The sequence below is a fragment of the Pseudomonas laurylsulfativorans genome (genome assembly GCF_002906155.1).
Lineage (GTDB): Bacteria > Pseudomonadota > Gammaproteobacteria > Pseudomonadales > Pseudomonadaceae > Aquipseudomonas > Aquipseudomonas laurylsulfativorans.
In genome coordinates, this window is record NZ_MUJK01000005.1 from 113,244 (window position 1) to 136,848 (window position 23,605).

Consider the following 23,605-nt stretch of genomic DNA (forward strand, 5'->3'; position numbering starts at 1 on the left):
CCCCAAAAAATGGGCCTGCTATGCAGTCCAACGGGGCTAAGCCCCCTCGCCACAAAGGCCCTCAAGCATCATCAGCGCATTACCGGCAAACTGGTGGTCGACTTGATCTCCGACAACGCCACGATCGAATTGACCTCCTGAATCCCCGGCACCATCGACAGCTTCTCAAAGAAGAAACGCTCGTAAGCCTCGATGTCCGCCGTGACAATCCGCAGCAAAAAATCCACCGCCCCCATCAGCACGTAACACTCCAGCACTTCCGGAAAACCGCGAATCGCCTCGGTGAATTCGGTGAAGTTCGAGCGCCCGTGGGCATTGAGTTTCACCTCCGCGAAGATCTGCGTGTTCAGGCCGATTTTCTTGCGGTCGAGCAAGGTCACCTGGCCGCGAATGATGCCCTCCTCTTTCATCCGCTGAATCCGCCGCCAGCACGGCGACTGGGAAAGGCCCACCTGCTCGGCGATCTGCGCGCTGGAGAGCGAAGCGTCCTCTTGCAGCAAGGCGAGGATCTTGCGGTCATAGCTGTCCAGCTCGCTTTGCATAAAAAAACCCTCAACCTGGTAATTAGTGAATTGATTGATTCTACATATCAGCAATTAAGCCAGTCATAGAGAAGAAATACCCGGTACAGGATGTAAACATTTCTCCAGTCATTCTGGAGCCTGACCATGCCGTATCTCGAAGCCGTGAACACCCCTCCCGCCCGCGCCGATGTCTGGAACGTCAGCAACGCCCATTGCCGGGTTCGCTATCAAATGCTGGCCGAAGCAGAGCCGGACCTGCTGTGTCGCGCCCTCAATTTGTTCGCCTTGCAATTGCTCACGCCGGAACAGGTCAACGCGCAGCGCCAGGACGACTGGCTGAGCATCGAGATCGTCATCGACGGTTTGAGCTGGCACCGTGCGCAAGTGATTGCGGAAAAACTTCGCAACCTGATCAGCGTCTGCTCGGTGGAGCTGCAAGAAGCAGAGTCCGCATGGACCGAAGCGGCTCAAGCGGCGGGCTGAAAAACGCCGAAACGGCTTCGTCAGGTAGTGGCCCAGCAATCAACCGGACCATGGCTATCCTTTGCGACTGTCGTTCAAAAGGAGCCCGCATGTCCGTACAACTCGCCTCTCAGGACCGCTGGCTGGATCTCAATGATGTGCTGCGCGAACTGGTCGCCCAGGGCTTTGTCAGCCAGGATTCGGCCGAACACGCACTCAATGCCCGCCGCCGTAACGCCACCCATGGCCAGACACATCCGCTGGAGTTCATCGCCAGCCAACAGCTGGAGGATCTCAGCCGCCCCGGCAAACCGCTGGACCTCGAAAGCCTGACCCTGTGGCTGTCCCGGCAGGCCGGACAGCCTTACCTGCGCATCGATCCGTTGAAAATCAACGTCGCGGCCGTGACCCCGCTGATGTCCTATGCCTTCGCCCAGCGCCACAGGATCCTAGCGGTAGCGATCGATCGCGATGCGGTCACCGTGGCCAGTGCCCAGCCTTATGTCAGTGGCTGGGAGGCTGATTTGACCCACGTGCTCAAATTGCCGATCAAGCGTGTGGTGGCCAACCCGGTAGACATCCAGCGCTTGAGCGTCGAGTTTTTCCGTCTGGCCAAATCGGTCACCGGGGCGAACAGCGCCGACCCGCACGTCAGTACCCTCGGCAATTTCGAACAGCTGCTCAACCTCGGCGCCAGCGACCAGGAGCCGGACGCCAACGATGCACACATCGTCAACATCGTCGACTGGCTGTTCCAGTACGCATTCCAGCAACGCGCCAGCGACATCCACATCGAACCCCGGCGCGAGCAAGGCACGGTGCGCTTTCGCATCGACGGCGTGCTGCACAACGTCTATCAATTCCCGCCCCAGGTCACCATGGCTATCGTCAGTCGCCTGAAAACCCTGGGGCGCATGAATGTCGCGGAGAAACGCAAACCCCAGGACGGCCGGGTGAAAACCAAGACGCCAGAAGGCGGTGAAGTCGAGCTGCGTTTGTCGACACTGCCCACCGCCTTCGGCGAAAAAATGGTCATGCGGATCTTCGACCCGGAAGTGCTGCTCAAGGACTTCGACCAGCTCGGGTTTTCCGTCGACGACCTGCGCCGCTGGCAGGACATGACCCGCCAGCCCCACGGCATCATCCTCGTCACCGGGCCGACGGGTTCGGGCAAGACCACTAGCCTCTACACCACCCTGAAAAAACTGGCGACGCCGGAGGTCAACCTCTGCACCATCGAAGACCCGATCGAAATGGTTGAGCCGGCCTTCAACCAGATGCAGGTCCAACACAACATCGACCTGACCTTCGCCGCCGGCGTGCGCGCGCTGATGCGGCAAGACCCGGACATCATCATGATCGGCGAGATCCGTGACCTCGAAACCGCGGAGATGGCGATCCAGGCTGCGCTCACCGGTCACTTGGTGCTATCAACCCTGCACACCAACGACGCGCCCAGCGCCATCAGCCGCCTGCTGGAGCTCGGCGTGCCGCACTACCTGATCAAGGCCACAGTGCTTGGCGTCATGGCCCAGCGGCTGGTGCGAACCCTGTGCCCGCACTGCAAGGCACCACTGTCGCTGGGCGAAGACGACTGGCAAACCCTGACCCGACCCTGGCAGGCACCCTTGCCGGGCAATGCCCAGCGGGCCGTCGGTTGCCCGGAATGCCGCGACACGGGCTATCACGGTCGCGCCGGGGTCTACGAAATCATGCAGCTCAGCGATGGCATCAAGGCGTTGATCAGTCCCGACACCGATTTGCTGGCCGTGCGGCGGCAGGCGTTCAAGGAAGGCATGCGCAGCCTGCGGCTGTCAGGGGCGCAAAAGGTCGCCGCCGGGCTGACGACCATCGAGGAGGTTCTGCGAGTGACACCCCAGAGCGAGCAGAACTGAGCCCTGCTGTTCTTATCAGGCATCGGCACCGCTACACTCCAGCCATTGCAACTCCACAGATCCACACATCAACAAGGAATCGTTATGCAGATCGGTAGTGTGCTTTTGCTTTTTGTCGGCCTGGTGGTCGCCATTCTGTTCATGGGCTTCAAGGTGGTGCCCCAGGGCTTTGAATGGACCGTCGAGCGTTTCGGGCGCTACACCAACACGCTCAAGCCGGGGCTGAATGTCATCGTCCCGGTCATGGACCGCATCGGACGCAAGATGAATGTGATGGAAAGCGTGCTGGATATTCCACCGCAGGAAGTCATCACCGCCGACAACGCCACGGTGCAAATCGACGCCGTGTGTTTCTTCCAGGTCGTCAACACGGCCCAGGCTGCCTACGAGGTGAACAACCTCGAACACGCCATCCGCAACCTGCTGCAAACCAACATCCGTACGGTGCTTGGCTCGATGGAACTCGACGCCATGCTCAGCCAGCGAGACGGAATCAACGAAAAACTGCTGCGCACCGTCGATGAAGCGACCGCGCCGTGGGGCATCAAGATCACCCGGATCGAGATCAAGGACATCAGCCCGCCCGCCGACCTGATGGCAGCGATGTCGGGGCAGATGAAAGCGGAGCGGATCAAGCGTGCGCAAATTCTGGAAGCCGAAGGCCTGCGCGCTGCAGCGATCCTGACCGCCGAAGGCAAGAAGCAGGCGCAGATCCTCGAAGCCGAAGGCAGCCGCCAGGCCGCCTTCCTGGAGGCCGAAGCCCGCGAACGGCAAGCCGAAGCAGAAGCCCAGGCGACCAAAGTGGTGTCCGAAGCCATCGCCAGCGGCAACGTGCAAGCGGTCAACTACTTCGTCGCGCAGAAGTACATCGATGCACTGGGCAAGCTGGCTTCGGCCAACAACAGCAAAGTGATCCTGATGCCGCTGGAGGCCAGTTCGATGATCGGTGCGGTGGGCGGCATTGGCGAAATCGTCAAGGCCACTTTCGATAACAAGAAAGCCTGAGGCGCGCCATGTGGGCATTTTTTCAGCATCTTTCGTTCTGGGACTGGTTGGCGCTGGGCACGGTGCTGTTGATTCTTGAAGTGTTCGGCGCTGGCGGCTACCTGTTGTGGATCGGCATGGCAGCGGCAGCCGTGGGCGTCTTGACCTTCCTCCTGCCGGGCCTGTCCTGGGAATGGCAGTTTCTGTTGTTCGGCCTGCTGTCAATCGCCACCGCGTTGTACTGGTGGCGGCGTCAGCGCACGGCGACGCGCCCGAGCGACCAGCCACACCTGAATCTGCGCGGCCAGGAACTGATCGGCAAAACCTTCGTGGTACATGAAGCGATTGTCGACGGGCGCGGCAAAATCAAGGTGGCCGACGGCGTGTGGATGGCCCGCGGGCCGGACGCTGCCATTGGCAGCCGCGTACGGGTGGTCGGCCAGCAAGGCGCGATCCTGCTGGTCGAAACGACAGAATAGGCAACCACGGAACTCGATTGGGGGTTGGTAATCCAACCGCGTAGTCAACCCAGTGGAGTCACCCTGTCATGCGTTTCAAACTTGCTGTCGCTACCGTCGCGCTGTTGTCCCTGCCTGTCGGTTCGGCGATGGCCGATACTTTTTGGCGTAACGTTCTTACATCCGGCGCAACCACCGGTTCGAGCTATCTGACGTCCAAGGATCACAAGCTGGTCGTCGCGGCACAGGACGATGCCAGCAGCTTCGTCGCCAGCGACGGTGGGATCCGCGGTCCGTACCTGGAAGCGGCCATGCAGAAAGTCCGCGCCGAAAACCCGGGCCTGCAAGCCACGGACATGGAACTGGCGAATGCGATCCTGGCGAAGAATGCCGTGGCTTCGGAATAAGCGTTGCGAATGAAAAATGCCGCTCAATTGAGCGGCATTTTTTTGCCTAGAGAACACAAACCTCATGTTCACCGAGCCCCCCCTGTGGGAGCTTGCTCGCGATAGTGATGTGACAGTCACTGAAGATTTCACTGACCCACCGCTATCGCGAGCAAGCTCACTCCCTCAGGGGTTAAGTGCAGCCTGAAATGTCAGCGGTAGTCATCGACCGGCACACACGCACAAAACAGGTTCCGGTCCCCATACACATTGTCCACCCGGTTCACCGTCGGCCAGTATTTGTGCGCCTTGGTGTGCGCGTCCGGCGTGACCGCTTGCACGATGCTGTACGGCCGCTCCCACACGCCGGTGATATCGGCCAACGTATGCGGCGCACCTTTCAACGGGTTTTCTTCCGCCGGCCAGTTACCGTTCTGCACCTCGTTGATTTCCGCGCGGATGCTCAGCATCGCCCCGATGAACCGGTCCAGTTCGGCCTTCGATTCGCTTTCGGTCGGTTCGACCATCAGCGTCCCCGGCACCGGGAACGACATGGTCGGGGCATGGAAGCCGTAGTCCATCAGGCGCTTGGCGACGTCCTCTTCGGTGATGCCGGTCAACGTCTTGAGTGGTCGCAGGTCGAGGATGCATTCGTGCGCCACCCGTTCGTTGCGCCCGGTGTACAGCACCGGGAAAGCACCAGACAAATGCCGCGCCAGGTAATTCGCGGCGAGGATCGCCACTTCGCTGGCATCCGCCAATTGCGGCCCCATCATCGCGATGTACATCCAACTGATCGGCAAAATGCTCGCGCTGCCCCATGGCGCCGCGCTGACGGCGCCATTTTGCGGGTGCGGTCCGTCAATCGGCACCACCGGATGGTTGGCCACGAACGGCGCCAGATGCGCCCGAACACCAATCGGCCCCATGCCCGGCCCACCGCCACCATGGGGAATGCAGAAGGTCTTGTGCAGGTTCATGTGCGAGACATCGGCGCCAATATCCGCAGGCCGCGCCAACCCAACCTGAGCGTTGAGGTTGGCGCCATCCATGTACACCTGGCCGCCGTGCTGGTGGATCACTTCGCAGATTTCGCTGATGCCCTCCTCATACACGCCATGGGTCGATGGATAGGTCGCCATCAGGCAGGCGAGTTTATCGGCGGCCTGCGCGGCTTTTTCCTTGAGGTCGTCCAGATCGACGTTACCCGCCTCGTCACACTCGACGATCACCACGCGCATCCCGGCCATTTGCGCCGACGCCGGATTGGTACCGTGAGCCGAGGAAGGAATCAGGCAGATATCGCGGCCGCCCTGTTGCCGGCTCTCATGGTATTTGCGGATCGCCAGCAGTCCGGCGTATTCGCCCTGCGCGCCGGAGTTTGGCTGCATGCAGATCGCGTCGAAACCGGTGATCGCGCACAGCCAGCGCTCCAGCTCTTCGATCATCAGCCCATACCCGGCAGCCTGTTCCTTGGGTACGAACGGGTGCAGGTTGGCGAACTGCGGCCAGGTGATCGGGATCATCTCGCTGGTGGCGTTGAGCTTCATGGTGCAGGAGCCCAGGGGGATCATCGATTGATTGAGCGCCAGGTCCTTGTTTTCCAGTTGCTTGAGGTAGCGCAGCATTTCGGTTTCGCTGTGATGGGCGCTGAACACCGGATGGCGCAGATAAGGCGAGGTTCGCGCCAACCCTTCGGGAATTCCGCCAGGCAAGACTTCGGCATCCAGGTCCTCAATGCGCAGGCCGTGATCGGCCCCCAGGAACACGTCGAACAGTTTCACCACGGTGGCTTCGTCACAGGCCTCGTCGAGGCTCAAGCCCAACTGCCCGCGCCCGAGAATGCGCAGGTTGATCTGCGCGGCCCGGGCACTTTCGATGATCGCCGTCTGGGTTCCGCCAACCTCCAGCGTCAGTGTGTCGAAGAAGTGCCGGTTGACCCGGGTGATGCCTTTGCGTTCAAGCCCGGCGGCAAGGATGCAGGTCAGCCGGTGAACCCGCTGGGCAATCCGCTTGAGCCCTTCCGGGCCGTGGTAGACCGCATAGAAACTGGCGATGTTGGCCAGCAGTACCTGGGCCGTGCAGATGTTGGAGTTGGCCTTCTCCCGGCGGATGTGTTGCTCGCGGGTTTGCAGGGCCATGCGCAGGGCGGTGTTGCCCCGCGCATCTTTCGAGACCCCGATGATCCGCCCGGGAATCGCTCGCTTGTATTCATCGCGGCTGGCAAAAAATGCCGCGTGCGGCCCGCCATAGCCCATGGGTACGCCAAATCGCTGGGAGGAGCCGAACACCACATCGGCGCCCAGTTCACCCGGCGGGGTCAGCAACAACAGGCTCAGCAAATCCGTGGCGACACAGGCCAGGGCCTGTTGCGCGTGCAGGTGAGCAATCAGCGGCCGCAAGTCGTGGATTTCACCGTGGGTGTCAGGGTATTGCAGCAGCGCGCCGAACACCTGGTGCTGCTTCAAGTTATCCACAGCGTCGACAATCAACTCGAAGCCGAAACCTTCGGCGCGGGTCTGCACCACGGAAATGGTTTGCGGGTGGCAGTTTTCGTCGACAAAGAACAGATTGCTTTTGGACTTGGCGACCCGCTTGGCCAGGGCCATGGCTTCCGCCGCGGCAGTGGCCTCATCGAGCAGCGAGGCGTTGGCCAGTTCCAGACCGGTCAGATCGATGGTCATTTGCTGGAAGTTCAGCAGCGCTTCGAGCCGCCCTTGGGCGATCTCCGGTTGATAGGGTGTGTACGCGGTGTACCAGCCGGGATTTTCCAGCACGTTACGCACAATGACCGCCGGTGTGAGGGTACCGTGGTAGCCCATGCCGATCAGGCTGGTCCAGACCTGGTTCTGCTCGGCATAACCGCGCAGCTTGGCCAGCGCGGCCTCTTCATCGAGTGCCGGGGGCAGGTCCAGCGCCCGGTTGAGGCGGATGCCCGGCGGCACGGTTTGCTCGATCAATTCGACCCGGCTGCCCAGGCCGAGGCTGTCGAGCATTGCCTGTTGCTCGGCGGCATCGGGTCCAAGGTGGCGGCGCAGAAAGGCATTGGGGTCGCGTAACTGGCTCAGGGACGGCAACTGGGACATGACGGGCTCTCTCTTGACTGGCGCTCAGCGTCGATGCAACACGGTCAAACCAGCATAGCAGTCGATCTCCCCGTGGATGACGTGGCGCGGTCGACCAATCCGGATCATCATGTCCGGCGCCTACCTAATGTCCGCTGATCGGGTGACTGTATCCATGAGCCAACTGCCTTTCCTGCCGTTTTCCAAACCCACCATCGATGAAGCCACGATCGCCGCCGTCGGCGACGTATTGCGTTCGGGCTGGATCACCAGCGGCCCCAAGGTCCAGGCCTTCGAAGCACAACTTTCGGAATATTTTGGCGGGCGCCCGGTGCGCACTTTCAATTCCGGCACCTGCACCATGGAAATCGCCTTGCGAATTGCCGGGGTCGGGCCGGGCGATGAAGTGATCACCACGCCGATTTCCTGGGTGGCCACCGCCAACGTCATCCTGGAAGTCGGCGCCACCCCGGTGTTTGCCGACATCGACCTGGTGACCCGCAATATCGATCTGGACCAGCTGGAAGCAGCGATCACGCCGCGCACCAAAGCCATCATCCCGGTGTACCTCGCCGGGTTGCCGGTGGACATGACGCGGTTGTACGCCCTGGCGAACAAGCACGGCCTGCGGATCGTCGAAGATGCGGCCCAGGCGCTGGGCTCCAGTTGGAATGGCCAACGCATTGGCTCGACCGGTGATCTCGTGTCTTTCAGTTTCCAGGCGAACAAAAACGTCACGTCCTCCGAGGGCGGTTGCCTGGTGCTCAATACGGCCGAAGAAGTACGCCTGGCAGAGAAATACCGGCTGCAGGGCGTTACCCGCACCGGCTTCGATGGTCTGGATGTCGACGTGCTGGGTGGAAAATTCAACATGACTGACGTCGCCGCGGCCATTGGCCTGGGGCAATTCGCCCATATCGACGCCATCACCGCTCATCGCCGTGATCTGGCCCGGCACTATTTCGCCTGTTTTGGCGAGGATTTCGAAGCGCAGTACGGGGCGCAACTGCCGCCAGCGGATTTCGAAAACAGCAACTGGCATCTGTTCCAGCTGGTATTACCGGAGCGCGCGGACGGCACGCCGGCGCGGGCGACTTTCATGGAGCAAATGCAGGCGTTGGGTGTCGGGATCGGCTATCACTACCCGCCGATTCACCTGTTGAGCCTCTACCGCGAGCGCGGATTCAAGAAAGGCATGTTCCCGGTTGCCGAGCGGGTCGGTCGGCTGATTGTCTCGCTGCCGATGTTCACGGCGATGAGCAAAGCGGATGTCGAGCGTTCGGTAGCGGCGGTGAAAGCGGTACTCAGGCTTAATCCACCCTTGTAGGAGCCGGCTTGCCGGCGATGGCGCCTTCAAAATCGCCATCGCCGGCAAGCCGGCTCCTACGCAGGCGAGCATTATTCGCCGATGGCAGCCTTGTAACCGGCGGCATCCAGCAGTTTTTCCAGCTCGGCGGTGTTGCTTGGCTTGAGCTTGAAGATCCACGCGCCGTACGGATCGGAATTGAGCAGCTCAGGCTCACCGCTCAGCGCTTCATTGACGGCGATCACTTCACCGCTGATTGGTGCATAAATGTCGGAAGCGGCTTTAACCGATTCAACGACACCCGACTGGTCACCGGCAGCAAACACGTTGCCGACTTCAGTCAGCTCGACAAACACCACGTCACCCAGCGCTTCCTGCGCGTGATCGCTGATGCCCACGGTGACGGTGCCATCGGCTTCCAGACGTGCCCATTCGTGACTTTCGGCAAAACGCAGGTCGGCAGGGATATTGCTCATTTTCTGTGTCCTCAGGAAATTGTCAGCAGTCGTTAACCGCTGGAAAAGATTAGATCAAGGTTTTGCCGTGGCGTACGAAGGTCGGTTTGACCACCCGGACCGGGTACCACTTGCCACGGATTTCCACTTCAGCGCGGTCAGCAGTTGCCATCGGCACGCGCGCCAGTGCAATCGACTTGCTTAGCGTAGGAGAGAAACTACCACTGGTGATCTCCCCTTCGCCAACATCAGCGATACGAACCACCTGGTGAGCGCGCAAAACACCGCGCTCCTCAAGGACCAGACCGACCAGTTTGTGCTGCACGCCGGCAGCCTGTTCGGCTTCCAGGGCCTTGCGCCCGATGAACTGCCGGGTGACGGGTTCCCAGGCGATGGTCCAGGCCATATTGGACGCCAGCGGTGAAACATCTTGCTGGATGTCCTGACCGTAAAGGTTCATGCCGGCTTCGACCCGCAAGGTATCCCGCGCGCCAAGGCCGATGGGGGAGATCCCGGCACCGACCAGATCGTTGAAAAAGCCTGGTGCCTGATCGGCGGGCAGAATGATTTCCAGGCCGTCTTCACCGGTATAACCGGTGCGCGCGATAAACCAGTCACCATCGGACAGGCCTTCGAAGGGCTTGAGGAGCTGGATCAGGTTGCCGCGGGACTGGTTGACCAGCTCGGCAATTTTTTGCCGAGCGTGGGGGCCCTGGATGGCCAGCATCGCCAACTCGGAACGTTCGCGAAGTTGCACGTCGAAACCGTCGAGATGGGCTTGCATCCAGGCGATGTCCTGATCGCGGGTGGAGGCATTGACCACCAGGCGATAACCCTCATCGAGACGGTAGACGATCATGTCGTCGACGATGCCGCCCTGCTCGTTGAGCATGGTGCTGTACAACGCACGGCCGGGGCTGTGCAGGCGTTCGACATCATTGGCCAGCAAATGCCGGAGCCAGGCTTTGGCCTGGGGGCCGCCGACGTCGATTACGGTCATGTGGGATACATCGAAAACACCGCAATCGCGGCGCACCTGATGGTGTTCCTCGACCTGCGATCCATAATGCAGAGGCATGTCCCAACCGCCAAAATCGACCATCTTCGCGCCGAGTGCGAGATGAAGGTCATACAGAGGCGTACGCTGTCCCATGGGTTTCTCCTTCCGGGCGTGGCGAAGGTGCGGACAAGTGCTGCACGGACTGAATGCCTGAAACAAAGGGCCTTTAGCCGATTTCAGCTACCTGGTCTGTCAGACGGGCCGCACCGAATGCCGCGCATTGTAGCCGCAAGGTGTAGGACTGACACCTAGCCGTTTCGATGTGCCGAGCGCCGGATCAATCCGATGACCGGTAACAGCCCGACCAGCACCAGCGTCAACGCCGGTAAAGATGCCCTCGCCCATTCTCCTTCGCTGGTCATTTCAAAGATTCGCACCGCCAGCGTGTCCCAGCCAAACGGGCGCATCAGCAGGGTTGCGGGCATTTCCTTGAGCACGTCGACGAACACCAGCAGCGCAGCGCTCAAGGTGCCGGGCAACAACAACGGTAGATACACTTTGAAAAACAGTCGTGGCCCACTGACGCCCAGGCTACGTGCCGCTTCGGGCAAAGATGGCCGTATACGCGCCAGACTGCTTTCCAGTGGCCCGTAGGCCACGGCGATGAAGCGCACCAGATAGGCCAGCAACAACGCAGACAGACTGCCCAGCAGCAGAGGCTTGCCCGCGCCGCCGAGCCAGCTCGAGAGTGGGATCACCAGTTCGCGATCCAGATAACTGAACGCCAGCATGATCGACACCGCCAGCACCGAACCCGGCAAGGCGTAGCCCAGGTTGGCCAGACTGATCCCGGAACGAATGACCCGGGTGGGCGCCAGTCGCCGGGCAAACGCCAGTAACAAGGCAACACTGACGGTGATCAACGCCGCCATCGCCCCCAGATACAAGGTATGGACGATCAACCCGGTGTAGCGCTCGTCGAGATCGAAGCGCCCACGCTGCCAGAACCACACCGCCAATTGCAGCATCGGGATAACGAAAGCGCAGGCAAACACCAGCCCGCACCACGTCGTGGCCGCCAATGCCTTGAAGCCCCGCAGGTGATACAGCGCCTTGACCCGTGGTCGCTCGTTGCTCGCCCGGTTGGCCCCGCGGGCACGCCGCTCGCCGTACAGCACGAGCATCACTACCAGCAGCAACAGGCTGGCCAGTTGCGCGGCGGAAGACAAGCTGAAAAAACCGTACCAGGTCTTGTAGATGGCCGTGGTGAACGTATCGAAGTTGAACACCGACACTGCGCCGAAATCCGCCAGGGTTTCCATCAGCGCCAACGCCACACCCGCACCGATGGCCGGCCGCGCCATGGGCAATGCCACCCGCCAGAACGCCTGCCACGGCGATTGGCCAAGGACCCGCGCCGCTTCCATCAGGCCTTTGCCCTGGGCGAGGAAGGCCGTGCGGGCCAGCAGATACACATAGGGATAGAAAACCAGCACCAGCACCACAATCACGCCGCCCGTGGAGCGCACGCGCGGCAGCCGCAAACCACTGCCGAACCACTCGCGCAGCAGGGTTTGCACGGGCCCGGCGAAATCCAGCAGGCCGACAAACACAAACGCCAGTACGTAGGCCGGTATCGCGAAGGGCAGCATCAGCGCCCAATCGAGCCAGCGCCGACCGGGAAATTCACAGAGGCTGGTCAGCCAGGCAAGGCTGACGCCCAGCAGGGTGACACCCGCACCGACACCGAGCACCAGCGTCAGCGTGTTGCCCAGCAGGCGCGGCATCTGCGTGTCCCACAGGTGGGACCAGATTTGAACATCGATGGTTTGCCAGGAAAGCAGCAGTACGCTCAGGGGCAACAGGACCAGCGCAGCGATGGCGAAGACGACTGGATACCAGCGGCGTTGGGCGGGATGGGCCACAGGCTTGGTTCTCTACTATCTAATGGATGAGATCGACACTGTAGGAGCGAGCCTGCTCGCGATGAACGTCAACGATAACGCGGGGAACCTGACGGTCCGCGGTGCCCTGACGTTCATCGCGAGCAAGCTCGCTCCTACATCGTCAGAGGCGCGCAACGCAAAAACAAACGCCCCGCATAGGCGGGGCGCAGTATATAGGGCGACTCAGTTCCAGCCAGCCTTGTCCATCAGGCGAATCGCTTCCGCCTGACGCTTGCCGGCAATTTCCACCGGCAAGGTGTCGGCAATGAACTTGCCCCAGGCCGCCACTTCTTCGGATGGCTGAACCGCAGGGTTCGCCGGGAACTCCTGGTTCACGTCGGCAAAGATTTTCTGCGCTTCAGGCGTGGTCATCCACTCCACCAGGGCCTTGGCTGCTTCCGGGTGCGGTGCATTCTTGGTCAGGCCGATGCCCGACAGGTTGATATGCACGCCGCGATCGACCTGGTTCGGCCAGAACAACTTCACCGGCAGGTCCGGCTTCTGCTTGTGCAGGCGACCGTAGTAGTAGGTATTGACGATACCGACATCGCACTGGCCGGCGTTGATCGCTTCGAGTACGGCGGTGTCATCGGAGAACACGTCGGTGGACAGGTTCTTGACCCAGCCCTTGAGGATTTCCTCGGTCTTGTCGGCGCCATGCACTTCGATCATGGTCGCGGTCAGGGACTGGTTATAGACCTTCTTCGCCGTGCGCAGGCACAGGCGGCCTTCCCATTGCTTGTCGGCCAGCGCTTCGTACGTGGTCAGTTCACCCGGTTTCACCCGGTCAGTGGAGTAGGCAATGGTCCGCGCCCGCAGGCTCAGGCCGGTCCAGGCATGGGAGGCCGCACGGTATTGCAGCGGAATGTTGGCGTCGATGATTTTCGAGGTGAATGGCTGGAGGATACCCATCTGCTCGGCTTGCCAGAGGTTGCCGGCATCGACGGTGAGCAGCAGGTCGGCCGGCGTATTCGCGCCCTCGGCCTTGAGCCGCTGCATCAGTGGCGCTTCCTTGTCGGTGATGAACTTCACCTTTACGCCGGTCTTGGCGGTGTAGGCATCGAACACCGGCTTGATCAGCTCGTCGATTCGCGAGGAGTAGACCACCACTTCGTCAGCGGCCTGGGCGGCGGTGCTGCCGATCAGGGTCAAGGCCAGTGCGGTCAGTAGACGCTTCGGTGCCAACATGGGAGCGGTCCCTCGATTGAAAAATGAGGCCAAATGATAAGGACTCACATTTGCCTTCTCAATCGAAGCTGGCCGTGGAGGAGTTACTAGATGTTGCGCAGATTCAGCTGAACATTGTGGCGAGGGGGCTTGCCCGCCTCAGGGCTTGGCCAGCGCCGGCAAATCCCCGGTCAACCCCAGCGCTTCACGCACGAATAACGCCTTGGCCTCGGGCATCTTCTCGACCATTTTCAACCCGGTATTACGCAACCAGCGCACTGGCAAAGGATCAGCCTGGAACAACCGTTCGAAGCCTTCCATCGCCGCCATCAGCGCCAGGTTGTGGGGCATGCGCCGACGTTCGTAACGGCTGAGGACTTTCACATCCGCCAGGCGTTCGCCACGGGTTACCGCTTGCAGCAACACTTCGGCCAGCACGGCGGCATCAAGGAATCCGAGATTCACACCCTGCCCGGCCAACGGGTGAATGGTGTGGGCCGCGTCGCCGATCAACGCCAGGCCTTCAGCAACATAACGCTTGGCATGGCGCTGGCGCAGGGGTACACACAGGCGCGGGTCGGCGCTCAGCACTTCACCGAGTCGCCCCTCGAAGGCACGCTCCAGCTCCTTGCAGAAACCCTGGTCATCCATCCCCATCAGACGTTCGGCTTCGCCGGGTGTGGTCGACCAGACGATCGAACACCAATCCTGTTGGCCATCGCGTTCAAGGGGCAGAAACGCCAGCGGACCGTTGTCGGTGAAGCGCTGCCAGGCCGTCATTTGATGCGGTTTGGCGCAACGCACGCTGGTGACGATGGCATGGTGCAGATAATCCCATTCCCGGGTTGCCACACCGGCCAGGCGTCGCACAGCCGAGTTGGCGCCATCCGCCGCGATCACCAGTGGAGCGCGCAGGGTGCGGCCATCGGCCAGGGTCAGCAGCCAGTCATCGCCGGAGCGGCGCATCTGCTCCAGTCGTGCATTGGCCAGCAACCCCAGGTCACAGTCGTGCAGGCGCTCAAGCAAGGCATCCTGGACCACGCGGTTTTCGACGATATGCCCCAGCACCTCGGCATGCACGCTGGCCGCCGAAAAATGGATTTGCCCGGTGCCGCTGCCATCCCAGACCTGCATGTCGGTGTAGGGACTGCTGCGACGCCCGGCGATGCCATCCCAGACGCCGAGGCGCTCGAGAATCCGCTGGCTGGCGGCCGACAAGGCGCTCACCCGGGGTTCAAACGCAGCCTCGGTGTTGAAGGGTTTGACGCTCATGGGGCTGCCGTCCAGCAGCAGGACTTCCAGCCCGCTGTCCTGCAACGCCAGCGCCAGGGCGCTGCCGACCATTCCGGCCCCGACAATCAGCAGATCTGCGCGCATTTCCATGCTTTAAGCCTGTCTCTCTTGCGGCTTGAGCCGCACGTAAAGGGTTTTCCCGACCCGCGCCACCAGGTGGCCGGCGCCGTCATGAATGTCGACCTGCAATTGCGGCAGGTATTTTTCGCCATTCGCCGTCTGCCGGCGGATCTCGTCGAGCAAGGTTTCGTCGATGGTGAAGCGGGCGAATACCGGCCCCTTGCCCGGCGCGATGAAATCGATGTCGGCGGCCTTGTCCCAGACGATGTACTTGCGCCCGAGGTTTTCCATCAGCATCAGCATGAAGAACGGATCGACCATCGAGTACAGGCTGCCACCAAACTGGGTGCCCACGTAGTTGCGGTTGTACCAGCCCAGCCCCATGGAGACCCGCACGTCTCGAAAGTCATCGCTGATGTGCTGCACCCGCACGCCTGCACCCATGTACGGCGGGTAAAACGTCATGAAAAAGCGCATCAGGCGGGCCTTTCCATAGCGGCGGATCAACCAGTTACGCATCCGGTCGCGTCCCCAGCCCCATCGCCTGCCGGGCGAACCAGCGCTTGGCCGGTGGCAACAGGTCGAGACCGAGCAAGCCGATGTTGCGCCCCAGGGACACCAGCGGCTGGGTGCTGCCGAACAGGCGCGTGACCTGATCGGAGAAGCCCACGGTGAGGTTCTGATCGAGACGCTGGCGCTCGCGGTAGGCTTGCAACGTGGCGAAATCGCCCAAGGGTTTTTCGCTGGCGAGCAAGGCATCGGCCAGGGCTTGGGCATCGCGCAGGGACAGGTTGAACCCCTGACCGGCAATCGGATGCAGGCTGTGCGCCGCGTTGCCGAGCACCGCCAGATGCGGACGCACTTGTTCTTCAGCCTCTACCAGTGTCAGCGGATACAGATGTCGCGCGCCCACCTGTTTCAAGGTGCCGAGGCGATAACCGAACACACCCTGCAATTCGCTGAGGAAGCTGCGCTCATCCAGGGCCGCCAGGCGCTGCGCGTCCATACCCAGGCGGGTCCAGACCAGCGCGCAGCGGTTTTCTGGCAGCGGCAGCAACGCCATCGGGCCTTCGTCGGTGAAGCGCTCGAAGGCCATGCCATTGTGGGCTTCGCTCGGGGTGATGTTGGCGATCAACGCGCTCTGGTTGTAGGGGCGCTTGCGGATGCCGATCCCCAGTTGCTCGCGCAGGCCGGAGCGGCCACCATCGGCGAGCACCGCGAGGTCGCATTCCAGGGTGGTTTCATCATTGAGGGTCAGGCGATAACCATCGGTCAGCGGCTCCATGCGGGTGACTTCCGCCGGGCAACGCCAACTGATCACGTCCTTGTCCAGGCCTTGCCACAGGCATTGGCCGAGCCAGGCGTTTTCCACGACATAACCCAGCGCAGGAACACCCTCTTCCATCGCTGACAACCGGGCCGTCGAGAAACGCCCGCGGTCGGAAACATGAATCTGCTTGATCGGCTCGGCGCGGCGAGAGACTTCCTGCCAAACGCCCAACCGTTGATAAATCTGCCGCGAGCCGAAGGACAACGCCGAAGATCGGGCATCGTAGCTCGGTTGATACGTATCCCCCGGGGCGAACGGCTCGATCAGCACGATCTTCCAGCCTCGAGCCTTGGCCCCGGCCTGCAGCGCAAGCGCCAGGCTTGCACCGACCAGCCCGCCACCGATAATTGCCAGGTTGACTCGACTCATGCCGCTTGTGTCCGCGCAGCGGCCATCAGGGCCTCGATCTCGGCGACGGTTTTCGGCACGCCGCCAGTCAATATTTCACAGCCGGTTTTGGTGACCACTACGTCGTCCTCGATGCGCACGCCAATGCCGCGCCACTTCTTCGCCACGTTCTGGTTGTCCGGGGCGATATAGATCCCCGGCTCCACGGTCAGCGCCATGCCGACTTCCAGCACACGCCACTCGCCGCCGACCTTGTACTCGCCGACGTCATGCACATCCATGCCTAGCCAGTGACCGGCGCGGTGCATGTAAAACGCTTTGTAGGCTTCGCCGGCGATCAGTTCGTCGACGTTGCCCTGGAGCAGCCCCAGTTTGACCAGCCCGGCCGTGATGACCCGGACTGTCGCTTCGTGCGCCTGATTCCAGTGCTTGTTCGGGGCGATTTCGGCAAAGGCGGCTTCCTGGGAAGCCAGCACCAATTCGTAAATCGCTTTCTGTTCCGCTGAATACTTGCCGCTGACCGGAAAGGTCCGGGTGATGTCGCTGGCATAGCAGTCGATCTCGCAACCGGCGTCGATCAGCACCAGATCACCGTCCTTGAGCACCGCGTCATTCTGCTGGTAATGCAGGATGCAGCTGTTGCGCCCCGCCGCGACGATCGACCCGTAGGCCGGCATCTTCGCCCCGCCCTTGCGGAACTCGTAATCGAACTCGGCTTCCAGGCTGAATTCGTGCAACCCGGCTCGACAGGCCTGCATTGCCCGTACGTGCGCCTGGGCGGAAATCCGTGCAGCCTCGCGCATCACTTTCACCTCTGCCGCCGATTTATACAGGCGCATGTCGTGCAGCAGATGATCCAGGGCAACGAACTCGTTCGGCGGCTGGGCACCGAGGTTGGCCTTGGAGCGGATCACGTTGATCCACTCCATCAGGTGGCGGTCGAACTCGGGGTTGCTGCCCATGGCCGAATACACCCTGTCACGTCCTTCGATCAGGCCCGGCAGGATGTCGTCGATATCGGTGATGGGAAAGGCGTCGTCGGCGCCGAAGTCGCGAATCGCGCCTTCCTGTCCGGCACGCAGGCCATCCCACAGTTCGCGCTCGGCGTTGCGTTCGCGGCAGAACAGGATGTATTCGCCATGCACGCGCCCCGGCATCAACACCAGTACAGCCTGGGGCTCGGGAAAACCGCTGAGGTACTGGAAGTCGCTGTCCTGGCGGTATACGTGCTCGACGTCGCGGTTACGAATGGCCACCGCGGCGGCCGGCAGGATGGCGATGCTGTTGGGTTCCATCTGCGCCATCAAGGCCTTGCGGCGCCGGCTGTATTCCGATTTCGGGATGTGGATCATGGGCAGATGGGGTTCCCTGGCAAACGATTAGTGCAGCGACGGTTTGGCAGCCGGCGCTTGCGGCTGTTTGGTCTCGGAGAACAGCAGCAGCGGTGCGATGCGCACGTACTCCATGACTTCCATGTAGTCGTTTTCACCATCGTCGGACTCTTCCAGAGCGTCTTGCACCTGGGAAATCGCCGCCAGGTCCTGCAGGACTTCGGTGGCCTCGGTGCTCAGGGCGCTGCTGTCACGGCAGTTCAGGCCGAAACCGCTGAGGAAACCCTGGCACCACTGGCCCAGTGCGGCGGCACGTTCGGTGAGCGGGGCGTCGTCGGTCGGCAACAGCATAACGACAGTCACGTCATCGCCGGTGAGCTCGCCTTTTACCATCTCTTGCAGGCCGATCAGGGCGTTGCGAACGTTGTCCTGCGGCTCGCTTTCGAGCAGCTCGGCGGCGTCGATCAGCCAGCCTTCGGCGTCGAAACCGGCGCCGGCGCAGCTACGGCCGAGCAGCAGGCCGTGCAGTTCGGCAGGCGAGACGTTGTGACCGCTGGAAGTCAGCAGGGTGGCGAAGCCTTGGTACGGGGAATTCTGAATGGTCATGGGCAGCTAGGCGCCAGACGGCGCTATGTCTAGAATGAAGGCCTTGTATCCTACATCGACTACCCCTGTAGGAGCGAGCTTGCTCGCGATGCTCGCCAACGATAACGCTGGGTACCTGACGCCCCGCGGCGTTCTCAGGCTGATCGTCGGAGCGCCGCCCGGAGCAAGCTCGCTCCTACAATCCGACACCCATCAGACAGTGAAGACAATGGAAGACACCGACCTGCAAGCGCTGATGGCCAGACTCGAGTTGCTGATTACCCGAGTCGAGCAACTTAAGAGTCAAAACGCACTCTTACTAGCTCAGGAAAAGACCTGGCGCGAGGAACGCGCGCACCTCATTGAAAAAAACGAAATCGCCCGGCGTAAGGTCGAATCGATGATTTCGCGCCTCAAGGCCCTGGAGCAAGACTCATGAGTTCAAGCAATAGCGTCACCGTGCAGATCCTCGACAAAGAGTATTCGATCATCTGCCCTCAGGAAGAGCGCAGCAATCTGGTCAGCGCCGCCCGTTATCTGGACGGCAAGATGCGCGAGATTCGCAGCAGCGGCAAAGTCATCGGCGCCGACCGTATCGCCGTGATGGCTGCGCTGAACATCACCCACGATCTGCTACACAAGGAAGAGCGCCCCGATATCCAGGCCAGCGGCTCGACCCGCGAACAGGTTCGCGACCTGCTCGATCGCGTCGATCTGGTGCTGGCCACCGATCCGGACGTCACCAAAGGCTGATTCGCGCCGTTGCTTGCGGTATACTCCCCTCACTCCCTGGGGTGTTTGCCAGTTGGCGATGTCCCTGAGCCGATTTGCTATACCCTGGAGGTTGCACGTTGGGCTGGTGTGCATGTCCGCTAGACGGAAAGCCTTAAAGCCTACTGCATCTTCCACCTTGAACTTTCGGGTTCAAGGGCTAAGTCGACAGCGACACATTCGGGGAGCCTGATTCCAGTCCAATGCCGGTTTTGATACCGGCATTGGCGTTTTTACGGGTACGCTTCACGTATCCGCATTGCTGAAGCCCGAATCCATGACCGAACCTGCGCTGCTCCCCCGCCCGCAACTTCGACGCATGCTGCGCAAAGCCCGCCGCGCACTGACCCCCAGTCAGCAACGCCAGGCCGCTCGTGGGCTGTACAAGCAACTGGCCCAGCAACCGCTGTTCCGCCGCGCCAAACACATCTCGCTCTATTTGCCGACCGACGGCGAAATCGATCCGCGCCTGTTGCTGCGTGCCGCACAGCGCCGGGGCAAGGCCACCTATCTGCCGGTCCTGAGCGCCTGGCCGCGAACCAAAATGGTGTTCCAGCGCATCCGTCCCGGGGAAAAACTCAAACCCAATCGCTTCCGTATTCTCGAGCCACGGGCCAACCTCGCCCGGCAACGCAAGATCTGGGCGCTGGACCTGGTGCTGTTACCGTTGGTGGGGTTTGACGATGTCGGCGGACGCCTGGGGATGGGCGGCGGTTTCTATGATCGGAGCCTGGCTTATCTGGCGCGCCGCAATGACTGGCGCAAGCCGATGCTGTTGGGGCTTGCCCATGAATGTCAGAAAGTGGGGCGATTGGCTCAGGCGAGCTGGGATGTGCCGCTGCAAGGAACGGTCACGGACAAGGCCTGGTATTACGCAGGCTAGGCGCCACTTCGATCAGTGGCGCCCAGGCAACAGGATCAGCGCTTGAAGGCTGTCGACTGTTGCTGCAATTCGGCGAGTTCGACCGGTGCATCGGTCTTGTTGGCCCACAGGCTTTGGGCATAGCCAGTGGTCACGACGCCAAGGCCAAACAAAATGACCAAAATCCATAGTAAGTCCGGTTTGCGTTTCATCGATTGCCCCCCAAAGGCATATCAACACGATGACAGCAGCGGTTTCCGTTTGTAGGCCGTGCAGCAGCGTCAATCTTTAAAGGCCGGCATTTTGCGACAACGTGAACCGCTGCGCAAACGCTGACGTCAACCGACTGTCGGTTTGTCATAAAATCGCCGACAAGCTGCTCAATCACCACGCAAGGAGCAAAAGACATGGCCTATTGGCTGATGAAATCCGAGCCCGACGAACTCTCGATCAAAGGGCTGGAAAAGCTCGGCAAAGCGCGCTGGGACGGGGTTCGCAACTATCAGGCACGCAATTTCCTGCGAGCCATGGCGGTGGGGGACGAATTCTTTTTCTATCACTCCAGCTGCCCTGAGCCTGGCATCGCCGGAATCGGCAAAATTATCGAAGCCGCGTATCCGGATCCGACGGCACTGGAGCCAGAGAGCCATTATTTCGACCCGAAGGCGACCCCGGACAAAAACGCCTGGAGTGCGATCGATGTCGCCCATGTCGAGACGTTTGCCCGAGTGCTGAAGCTGGATTACCTGAAGCAACAGACGGCGCTGGCCGAGTTGCCGCTGGTGCAGAAAGGTTCGCGGCTTTCGGTGATGCCGGTGACGGCGGAGCAGTGGGCGGCGGTGGTTGCTTTAAAGCCTTGAGTCATTTATTGCCTGGACTGGCCTCATCGCGCACAAGCTCGCACACAGGGTTCTGCGGTGGACATGTGATTGTGCTTCAACACAAATCCACTGTGTGCGAGCTTGCTCGCGATGACGCCAGCTCAAGCAACAGAAGTCTTACTGGATGATCAGGTTGTTGAACAACAGATCTTCAACCACCGGTTTGCCGGTTTCGTCGTTCATCACCTGCTGGGTCTGCTTCAGGGCTTCCTGACGCAGCTTTTCCTTGGCTTCGACGTTGTTCATCGTCTCGGTAGTCTGCTGGGCGAACAGCGCGACCAATTGATTGCGGATCAAAGGTTCATTGGCCTTTACCGCCTTGGTCGCCTCGTCACCGGTCACCCGCAAAGCCACATCCGCCTTGTAAACCTTGAGCTTGGGCGTGCCATCCAGCCCGTAGTTACCCACGAACGGCGGGCTCAAGGTGATGTAGTTGACCTTTGGCGCAGCTTCACCTTCTTTGGCTTCTTCGGCCACCGCTGCCACAGGCAGAGACAGGGCCAGCAACAACATGATCCACGCTTTCACAATTCGCTCCTTATCCGGTTTGCGGCCTAGCATAGCGACCCACCACGCCAGCACAAGCTTATGGCTGACTATCAGGGCCAGACATGCTCGTTGACCCATCAACTCACACACCTACACTTATCGGCCATCACTCCCAAAGGAATAGCCCTGATGAAAGCCGTGCTGTGCAAAGCCTTCGGCCCTGCCGAATCGCTGGTGCTGGAAGAGGTCGCCAGCCCTGTTGCGAAGAAGAATGAAATCCTGCTGGACGTGCACGCCGCCGGGGTCAACTTCCCCGACACGCTGATCATCGAGGGCAAGTACCAGTTCAAGCCGCCCTTCCCGTTTTCGCCGGGTGGTGAAGCGGCGGGCGTGGTCAGCGCCGTGGGCGAAAAGGTCAGCCACTTGAAAGTCGGTGACCGGGTCATGGCCCTGACCGGTTGGGGCAGCTTTGCCGAACAGGTCGCCGTGCCAGGCTACAACGCGCTGCCGATCCCGCCATCGATGGACTTCAACACCGCCGCCGCCTTCAGCATGACCTACGGCACCTCGATGCACGCTCTCAAGCAGCGCGGCAATCTGCAACCGGGCGAAACCCTGCTGGTCCTCGGCGCCTCCGGCGGTGTCGGCCTGGCCGCCGTGGAAATCGGCAAAGCCATGGGCGCCCGTGTGATTGCCGCTGCCAGCAGCGCGGAAAAACTCGCCGTGGCCAAGGCCGCCGGTGCCGATGAGCTGATCAACTACAGCGAAACCAACCTCAAAGACGAAATCAAACGCCTGACCGATGGCCAGGGCGCTGACGTGATCTACGATCCAGTGGGTGGCGACCTGTTCGACCAGGCCATCCGCGCCATTGCCTGGAGCGGTCGCCTGTTGGTGGTCGGCTTCGCCAGCGGACGCATCCCCGAATTGCCAGTGAACCTGGCGCTGCTCAAAGGCGCGGCCGTGCTCGGCGTGTTCTGGGGCTCCTTCGCCCAACGCCAGCCGCAAGACAACGCGGCGAACTTCCAGCAACTGTTTGGATGGTTTGCCGAAGGCAAGTTGAAGCCGCTGGTGTCGCAGGTCTATCCGCTGGGCAATGCGGCGCAGGCGATCAATGATCTTGGCCAGCGTAAAGCCGTCGGGAAAGTGGTGGTGCAGGTTCGCTGAAGCTCTATCTGCAAAAAAAGCGCGGCCATCCAGCCGCGCTGTTTTTTACCGTCAAAGCAACACCCTTATCTCCTCCGGCAAAAAATGCACGTACCGGCTAGCCGGATGCACATTACAGCGCTGCACGATCGAATGAACGCTGGCATTGAGCTTGGCAATCAGAGCAAGACGTTTCTCCTCCGGCAATTGAGTCGGTGAAAGCGAGTGGGTCAGGTAACTGCGGGTCCGGCTGAAAGCCGGCAGGTCCACCCACGAGGAAGTGGCGATGTTCAACGATGCCCGTGCGATAGCACTGCATTTCAGCCGCTCTAACTCCTTGTTGACATGAAAGGGATGTTCCCAGTCCAGCCTGAAATCCATGGGCGCGATCACGATGACTTGCGCAGGCTGATCCTCGGTAATCTTCCATGGCTTGAACCGCCATTGATTGACGGCTGCCAATGAAGCCTCACCGAGTTCGGGATGCGCATTTTCCAAAATGACGGCCTTGCTGACCGAACCATCGGCCTGCACGGTCAGGCTGACACGTACCATGCCGATAACACCGGCGCGGTAAAGCGCAACTGGATAAACCGGCTTGGGATTATTCTCGGGTATCAGGAATACTTCCCCAGCCCTGACATCCGCAGAGGCCAGCAACAAAAATCCACACAACCACCACCGCATATCCCTCTCCTTTCGCCTGCAATGCCAGACCTGGCAACAGCACAAAGGTTACGGGACGCAGTCGTCCCGCAGAACGTCATGGCTTCCGCTTTGAACGAAGGACCTTTCCCAAAAACACACCCTGTTTTCGGTACTTCAAAGTCCCCGATGCGAAACGGGGAACGCTTCCTACAA

25 protein-coding genes and 1 other RNA gene are annotated in these 23,605 nt (G+C 61.0%); 12 read left to right on the forward strand and 14 right to left on the reverse strand.

Features of this window, described 5'->3' with window-relative positions:
- Nucleotides 1–71: 71 nt before the first annotated feature.
- Nucleotides 72–542, reverse strand: coding sequence for an Lrp/AsnC family transcriptional regulator (locus tag B0D71_RS17260; RefSeq protein ID WP_103395853.1), 471 nt, complete (start codon nucleotides 540–542; stop codon nucleotides 72–74).
- A 126-nt stretch (nucleotides 543–668) separates the two neighbouring features.
- Between B0D71_RS17260 and B0D71_RS17265 the strand changes: the two genes are divergently transcribed.
- From B0D71_RS17265 to B0D71_RS17285, 5 genes are all read left to right on the forward strand, one after another.
- Nucleotides 669–1,007 carry a hypothetical protein gene (locus B0D71_RS17265; RefSeq protein ID WP_103395854.1) on the forward strand — a complete coding sequence of 113 codons (339 nt, stop codon included), beginning with the start codon at nucleotides 669–671 and terminating at the stop codon, nucleotides 1,005–1,007.
- Between the two features lie 89 nt (nucleotides 1,008–1,096).
- Nucleotides 1,097–2,881 carry a type IV pilus assembly ATPase TfpB gene (tfpB, locus tag B0D71_RS17270; protein WP_103395855.1) on the forward strand — a complete coding sequence of 595 codons (1,785 nt, stop codon included), beginning with the start codon at nucleotides 1,097–1,099 and terminating at the stop codon, nucleotides 2,879–2,881.
- A gap of 84 nt (nucleotides 2,882–2,965) precedes the next feature.
- Entirely contained in the window at nucleotides 2,966–3,886 is a 921-nt protein-coding gene (locus B0D71_RS17275; RefSeq protein ID WP_103395856.1) for an SPFH domain-containing protein, read from the forward strand.
- An 8-nt stretch (nucleotides 3,887–3,894) separates the two neighbouring features.
- A complete protein-coding gene (locus B0D71_RS17280) occupies nucleotides 3,895–4,344 on the forward strand; it encodes an NfeD family protein (protein ID WP_103395857.1) in 450 nt (149 codons plus the stop codon).
- Nucleotides 4,345–4,412: 68 nt separating this feature from the next.
- Nucleotides 4,413–4,730, forward strand: coding sequence for a DUF2388 domain-containing protein (locus B0D71_RS17285; protein ID WP_103395858.1), 318 nt, complete (start codon nucleotides 4,413–4,415; stop codon nucleotides 4,728–4,730).
- 191 nt (nucleotides 4,731–4,921) lie between these two features.
- On the opposite strand, the gene gcvP is transcribed toward B0D71_RS17285, so the two are convergent.
- Nucleotides 4,922–7,795 (reverse strand): aminomethyl-transferring glycine dehydrogenase, encoded by a 2,874-nt coding sequence (gene gcvP / locus B0D71_RS17290; RefSeq protein WP_103395859.1) that lies wholly within the window; start codon nucleotides 7,793–7,795, stop codon nucleotides 4,922–4,924.
- Nucleotides 7,796–7,949: 154 nt separating this feature from the next.
- On the opposite strand from gcvP, the gene B0D71_RS17295 reads away from it, so the two are divergent.
- The gene (locus B0D71_RS17295) at nucleotides 7,950–9,101 is read left to right on the forward strand and encodes a DegT/DnrJ/EryC1/StrS family aminotransferase (protein ID WP_103395860.1); all 1,152 of its coding nucleotides are present in this window, start codon (nucleotides 7,950–7,952) and stop codon (nucleotides 9,099–9,101) included.
- A 71-nt stretch (nucleotides 9,102–9,172) separates the two neighbouring features.
- Here B0D71_RS17295 and gcvH read toward each other — a convergent pair whose 3' ends face one another.
- The 9 genes from gcvH to B0D71_RS17345 all read right to left on the reverse strand — a co-directional run bounded on the left by gcvH (nucleotide 9,173) and on the right by B0D71_RS17345 (nucleotide 18,616).
- A complete protein-coding gene (gene gcvH / locus B0D71_RS17300; protein ID WP_103395861.1) occupies nucleotides 9,173–9,556 on the reverse strand; it encodes a glycine cleavage system protein GcvH in 384 nt (127 codons plus the stop codon).
- 49 nt (nucleotides 9,557–9,605) lie between these two features.
- Nucleotides 9,606–10,688, reverse strand: coding sequence for a glycine cleavage system aminomethyltransferase GcvT (gcvT, locus tag B0D71_RS17305; RefSeq protein ID WP_103395862.1), 1,083 nt, complete (start codon nucleotides 10,686–10,688; stop codon nucleotides 9,606–9,608).
- Between the two features lie 155 nt (nucleotides 10,689–10,843).
- Nucleotides 10,844–12,460, reverse strand: a complete 1,617-nt coding sequence (locus tag B0D71_RS17310) for an ABC transporter permease (protein WP_103395863.1) — start codon at nucleotides 12,458–12,460, stop codon at nucleotides 10,844–10,846.
- 204 nt (nucleotides 12,461–12,664) lie between these two features.
- Nucleotides 12,665–13,669 (reverse strand): extracellular solute-binding protein, encoded by a 1,005-nt coding sequence (locus B0D71_RS17320; protein WP_103395865.1) that lies wholly within the window; start codon nucleotides 13,667–13,669, stop codon nucleotides 12,665–12,667.
- Between the two features lie 138 nt (nucleotides 13,670–13,807).
- On the reverse strand, nucleotides 13,808–15,025 hold the full coding sequence (locus tag B0D71_RS17325) for a 2-octaprenyl-3-methyl-6-methoxy-1,4-benzoquinol hydroxylase (RefSeq protein ID WP_205886005.1): 1,218 nt from the start codon (nucleotides 15,023–15,025) through the stop codon (nucleotides 13,808–13,810).
- A 9-nt stretch (nucleotides 15,026–15,034) separates the two neighbouring features.
- Nucleotides 15,035–15,520: a DUF4442 domain-containing protein gene (locus B0D71_RS17330; RefSeq protein WP_103395867.1), complete on the reverse strand. Its 486-nt coding sequence runs from the start codon at nucleotides 15,518–15,520 to the stop codon at nucleotides 15,035–15,037.
- Nucleotides 15,513–16,700: a 2-octaprenyl-6-methoxyphenyl hydroxylase gene (gene ubiH / locus B0D71_RS17335; protein WP_103395868.1), complete on the reverse strand. Its 1,188-nt coding sequence runs from the start codon at nucleotides 16,698–16,700 to the stop codon at nucleotides 15,513–15,515. Before ubiH ends, B0D71_RS17330 begins: the two co-directional genes overlap by 8 nt.
- The gene (gene pepP / locus B0D71_RS17340) at nucleotides 16,697–18,031 is read right to left on the reverse strand and encodes a Xaa-Pro aminopeptidase (protein ID WP_103395869.1); all 1,335 of its coding nucleotides are present in this window, start codon (nucleotides 18,029–18,031) and stop codon (nucleotides 16,697–16,699) included. The genes ubiH and pepP overlap by 4 nt, the downstream gene beginning before the upstream one ends.
- A 27-nt stretch (nucleotides 18,032–18,058) precedes the next feature.
- The gene (locus B0D71_RS17345; RefSeq protein WP_103395870.1) at nucleotides 18,059–18,616 is read right to left on the reverse strand and encodes a YecA/YgfB family protein; all 558 of its coding nucleotides are present in this window, start codon (nucleotides 18,614–18,616) and stop codon (nucleotides 18,059–18,061) included.
- 208 nt (nucleotides 18,617–18,824) lie between these two features.
- Here B0D71_RS17345 and B0D71_RS17355 point away from each other — a divergent pair, with 208 nt between their 5' ends.
- The 4 genes from B0D71_RS17355 (at nucleotide 18,825) to B0D71_RS17370 (ending at nucleotide 20,249) form a co-directional block, all read left to right on the forward strand.
- The gene (locus B0D71_RS17355; RefSeq protein ID WP_007940359.1) at nucleotides 18,825–19,034 is read left to right on the forward strand and encodes a TIGR02449 family protein; all 210 of its coding nucleotides are present in this window, start codon (nucleotides 18,825–18,827) and stop codon (nucleotides 19,032–19,034) included.
- Nucleotides 19,031–19,348, forward strand: a complete 318-nt coding sequence (locus B0D71_RS17360) for a cell division protein ZapA (protein ID WP_008055229.1) — start codon at nucleotides 19,031–19,033, stop codon at nucleotides 19,346–19,348. The genes B0D71_RS17355 and B0D71_RS17360 overlap by 4 nt, the downstream gene beginning before the upstream one ends.
- A 30-nt stretch (nucleotides 19,349–19,378) precedes the next feature.
- A non-coding RNA gene (gene ssrS, locus B0D71_RS17365) (6S RNA) lies at nucleotides 19,379–19,557 on the forward strand.
- Nucleotides 19,558–19,643: 86 nt separating this feature from the next.
- Nucleotides 19,644–20,249, forward strand: a complete 606-nt coding sequence (locus B0D71_RS17370) for a 5-formyltetrahydrofolate cyclo-ligase (RefSeq protein ID WP_103395872.1) — start codon at nucleotides 19,644–19,646, stop codon at nucleotides 20,247–20,249.
- A gap of 35 nt (nucleotides 20,250–20,284) precedes the next feature.
- Here B0D71_RS17370 and B0D71_RS31490 read toward each other — a convergent pair whose 3' ends face one another.
- Nucleotides 20,285–20,440 carry a hypothetical protein gene (locus B0D71_RS31490; protein WP_165798728.1) on the reverse strand — a complete coding sequence of 52 codons (156 nt, stop codon included), beginning with the start codon at nucleotides 20,438–20,440 and terminating at the stop codon, nucleotides 20,285–20,287.
- Nucleotides 20,441–20,635: 195 nt separating this feature from the next.
- Here B0D71_RS31490 and B0D71_RS17375 point away from each other — a divergent pair, with 195 nt between their 5' ends.
- Nucleotides 20,636–21,088 (forward strand): EVE domain-containing protein, encoded by a 453-nt coding sequence (locus B0D71_RS17375; RefSeq protein WP_103395873.1) that lies wholly within the window; start codon nucleotides 20,636–20,638, stop codon nucleotides 21,086–21,088.
- 138 nt (nucleotides 21,089–21,226) lie between these two features.
- On the opposite strand, the gene B0D71_RS17380 is transcribed toward B0D71_RS17375, so the two are convergent.
- Nucleotides 21,227–21,637: a flagellar basal body-associated protein FliL gene (locus B0D71_RS17380; protein WP_103395874.1), complete on the reverse strand. Its 411-nt coding sequence runs from the start codon at nucleotides 21,635–21,637 to the stop codon at nucleotides 21,227–21,229.
- Nucleotides 21,638–21,787: 150 nt separating this feature from the next.
- Here B0D71_RS17380 and B0D71_RS17385 point away from each other — a divergent pair, with 150 nt between their 5' ends.
- The gene (locus B0D71_RS17385) at nucleotides 21,788–22,765 is read left to right on the forward strand and encodes an NADPH:quinone oxidoreductase family protein (RefSeq protein ID WP_103395875.1); all 978 of its coding nucleotides are present in this window, start codon (nucleotides 21,788–21,790) and stop codon (nucleotides 22,763–22,765) included.
- A 51-nt stretch (nucleotides 22,766–22,816) separates the two neighbouring features.
- On the opposite strand, the gene B0D71_RS17390 is transcribed toward B0D71_RS17385, so the two are convergent.
- Entirely contained in the window at nucleotides 22,817–23,431 is a 615-nt protein-coding gene (locus B0D71_RS17390; protein ID WP_103395876.1) for an energy transducer TonB, read from the reverse strand.
- Nucleotides 23,432–23,605: the final 174 nt, after the last annotated feature.

Coding starts and splice junctions, on each gene's coding strand:
- B0D71_RS17260 (WP_103395853.1), bottom strand. CDS start 542: ATGCAAAGCGAGCTGGACAGCTATGACCGCAAGATCCTCGCCTTGCTG.
- B0D71_RS17265 (WP_103395854.1), top strand. CDS start 669: ATGCCGTATCTCGAAGCCGTGAACACCCCTCCCGCCCGCGCCGATGTC.
- tfpB (WP_103395855.1), top strand. CDS start 1,097: ATGTCCGTACAACTCGCCTCTCAGGACCGCTGGCTGGATCTCAATGAT.
- B0D71_RS17275 (WP_103395856.1), top strand. CDS start 2,966: ATGCAGATCGGTAGTGTGCTTTTGCTTTTTGTCGGCCTGGTGGTCGCC.
- B0D71_RS17280 (WP_103395857.1), top strand. CDS start 3,895: ATGTGGGCATTTTTTCAGCATCTTTCGTTCTGGGACTGGTTGGCGCTG.
- B0D71_RS17285 (WP_103395858.1), top strand. CDS start 4,413: ATGCGTTTCAAACTTGCTGTCGCTACCGTCGCGCTGTTGTCCCTGCCT.
- gcvP (WP_103395859.1), bottom strand. CDS start 7,795: ATGTCCCAGTTGCCGTCCCTGAGCCAGTTACGCGACCCCAATGCCTTT.
- B0D71_RS17295 (WP_103395860.1), top strand. CDS start 7,950: ATGAGCCAACTGCCTTTCCTGCCGTTTTCCAAACCCACCATCGATGAA.
- gcvH (WP_103395861.1), bottom strand. CDS start 9,556: ATGAGCAATATCCCTGCCGACCTGCGTTTTGCCGAAAGTCACGAATGG.
- gcvT (WP_103395862.1), bottom strand. CDS start 10,688: ATGGGACAGCGTACGCCTCTGTATGACCTTCATCTCGCACTCGGCGCG.
- B0D71_RS17320 (WP_103395865.1), bottom strand. CDS start 13,669: ATGTTGGCACCGAAGCGTCTACTGACCGCACTGGCCTTGACCCTGATC.
- B0D71_RS17325 (WP_205886005.1), bottom strand. CDS start 15,025: ATGCGCGCAGATCTGCTGATTGTCGGGGCCGGAATGGTCGGCAGCGCC.
- B0D71_RS17330 (WP_103395867.1), bottom strand. CDS start 15,520: ATGCGTAACTGGTTGATCCGCCGCTATGGAAAGGCCCGCCTGATGCGC.
- ubiH (WP_103395868.1), bottom strand. CDS start 16,700: ATGAGTCGAGTCAACCTGGCAATTATCGGTGGCGGGCTGGTCGGTGCA.
- pepP (WP_103395869.1), bottom strand. CDS start 18,031: ATGATCCACATCCCGAAATCGGAATACAGCCGGCGCCGCAAGGCCTTG.
- B0D71_RS17345 (WP_103395870.1), bottom strand. CDS start 18,616: ATGACCATTCAGAATTCCCCGTACCAAGGCTTCGCCACCCTGCTGACT.
- B0D71_RS17355 (WP_007940359.1), top strand. CDS start 18,825: ATGGAAGACACCGACCTGCAAGCGCTGATGGCCAGACTCGAGTTGCTG.
- B0D71_RS17360 (WP_008055229.1), top strand. CDS start 19,031: ATGAGTTCAAGCAATAGCGTCACCGTGCAGATCCTCGACAAAGAGTAT.
- B0D71_RS17370 (WP_103395872.1), top strand. CDS start 19,644: ATGACCGAACCTGCGCTGCTCCCCCGCCCGCAACTTCGACGCATGCTG.
- B0D71_RS31490 (WP_165798728.1), bottom strand. CDS start 20,440: ATGAAACGCAAACCGGACTTACTATGGATTTTGGTCATTTTGTTTGGC.
- B0D71_RS17375 (WP_103395873.1), top strand. CDS start 20,636: ATGGCCTATTGGCTGATGAAATCCGAGCCCGACGAACTCTCGATCAAA.
- B0D71_RS17385 (WP_103395875.1), top strand. CDS start 21,788: ATGAAAGCCGTGCTGTGCAAAGCCTTCGGCCCTGCCGAATCGCTGGTG.
- B0D71_RS17390 (WP_103395876.1), bottom strand. CDS start 23,431: ATGCGGTGGTGGTTGTGTGGATTTTTGTTGCTGGCCTCTGCGGATGTC.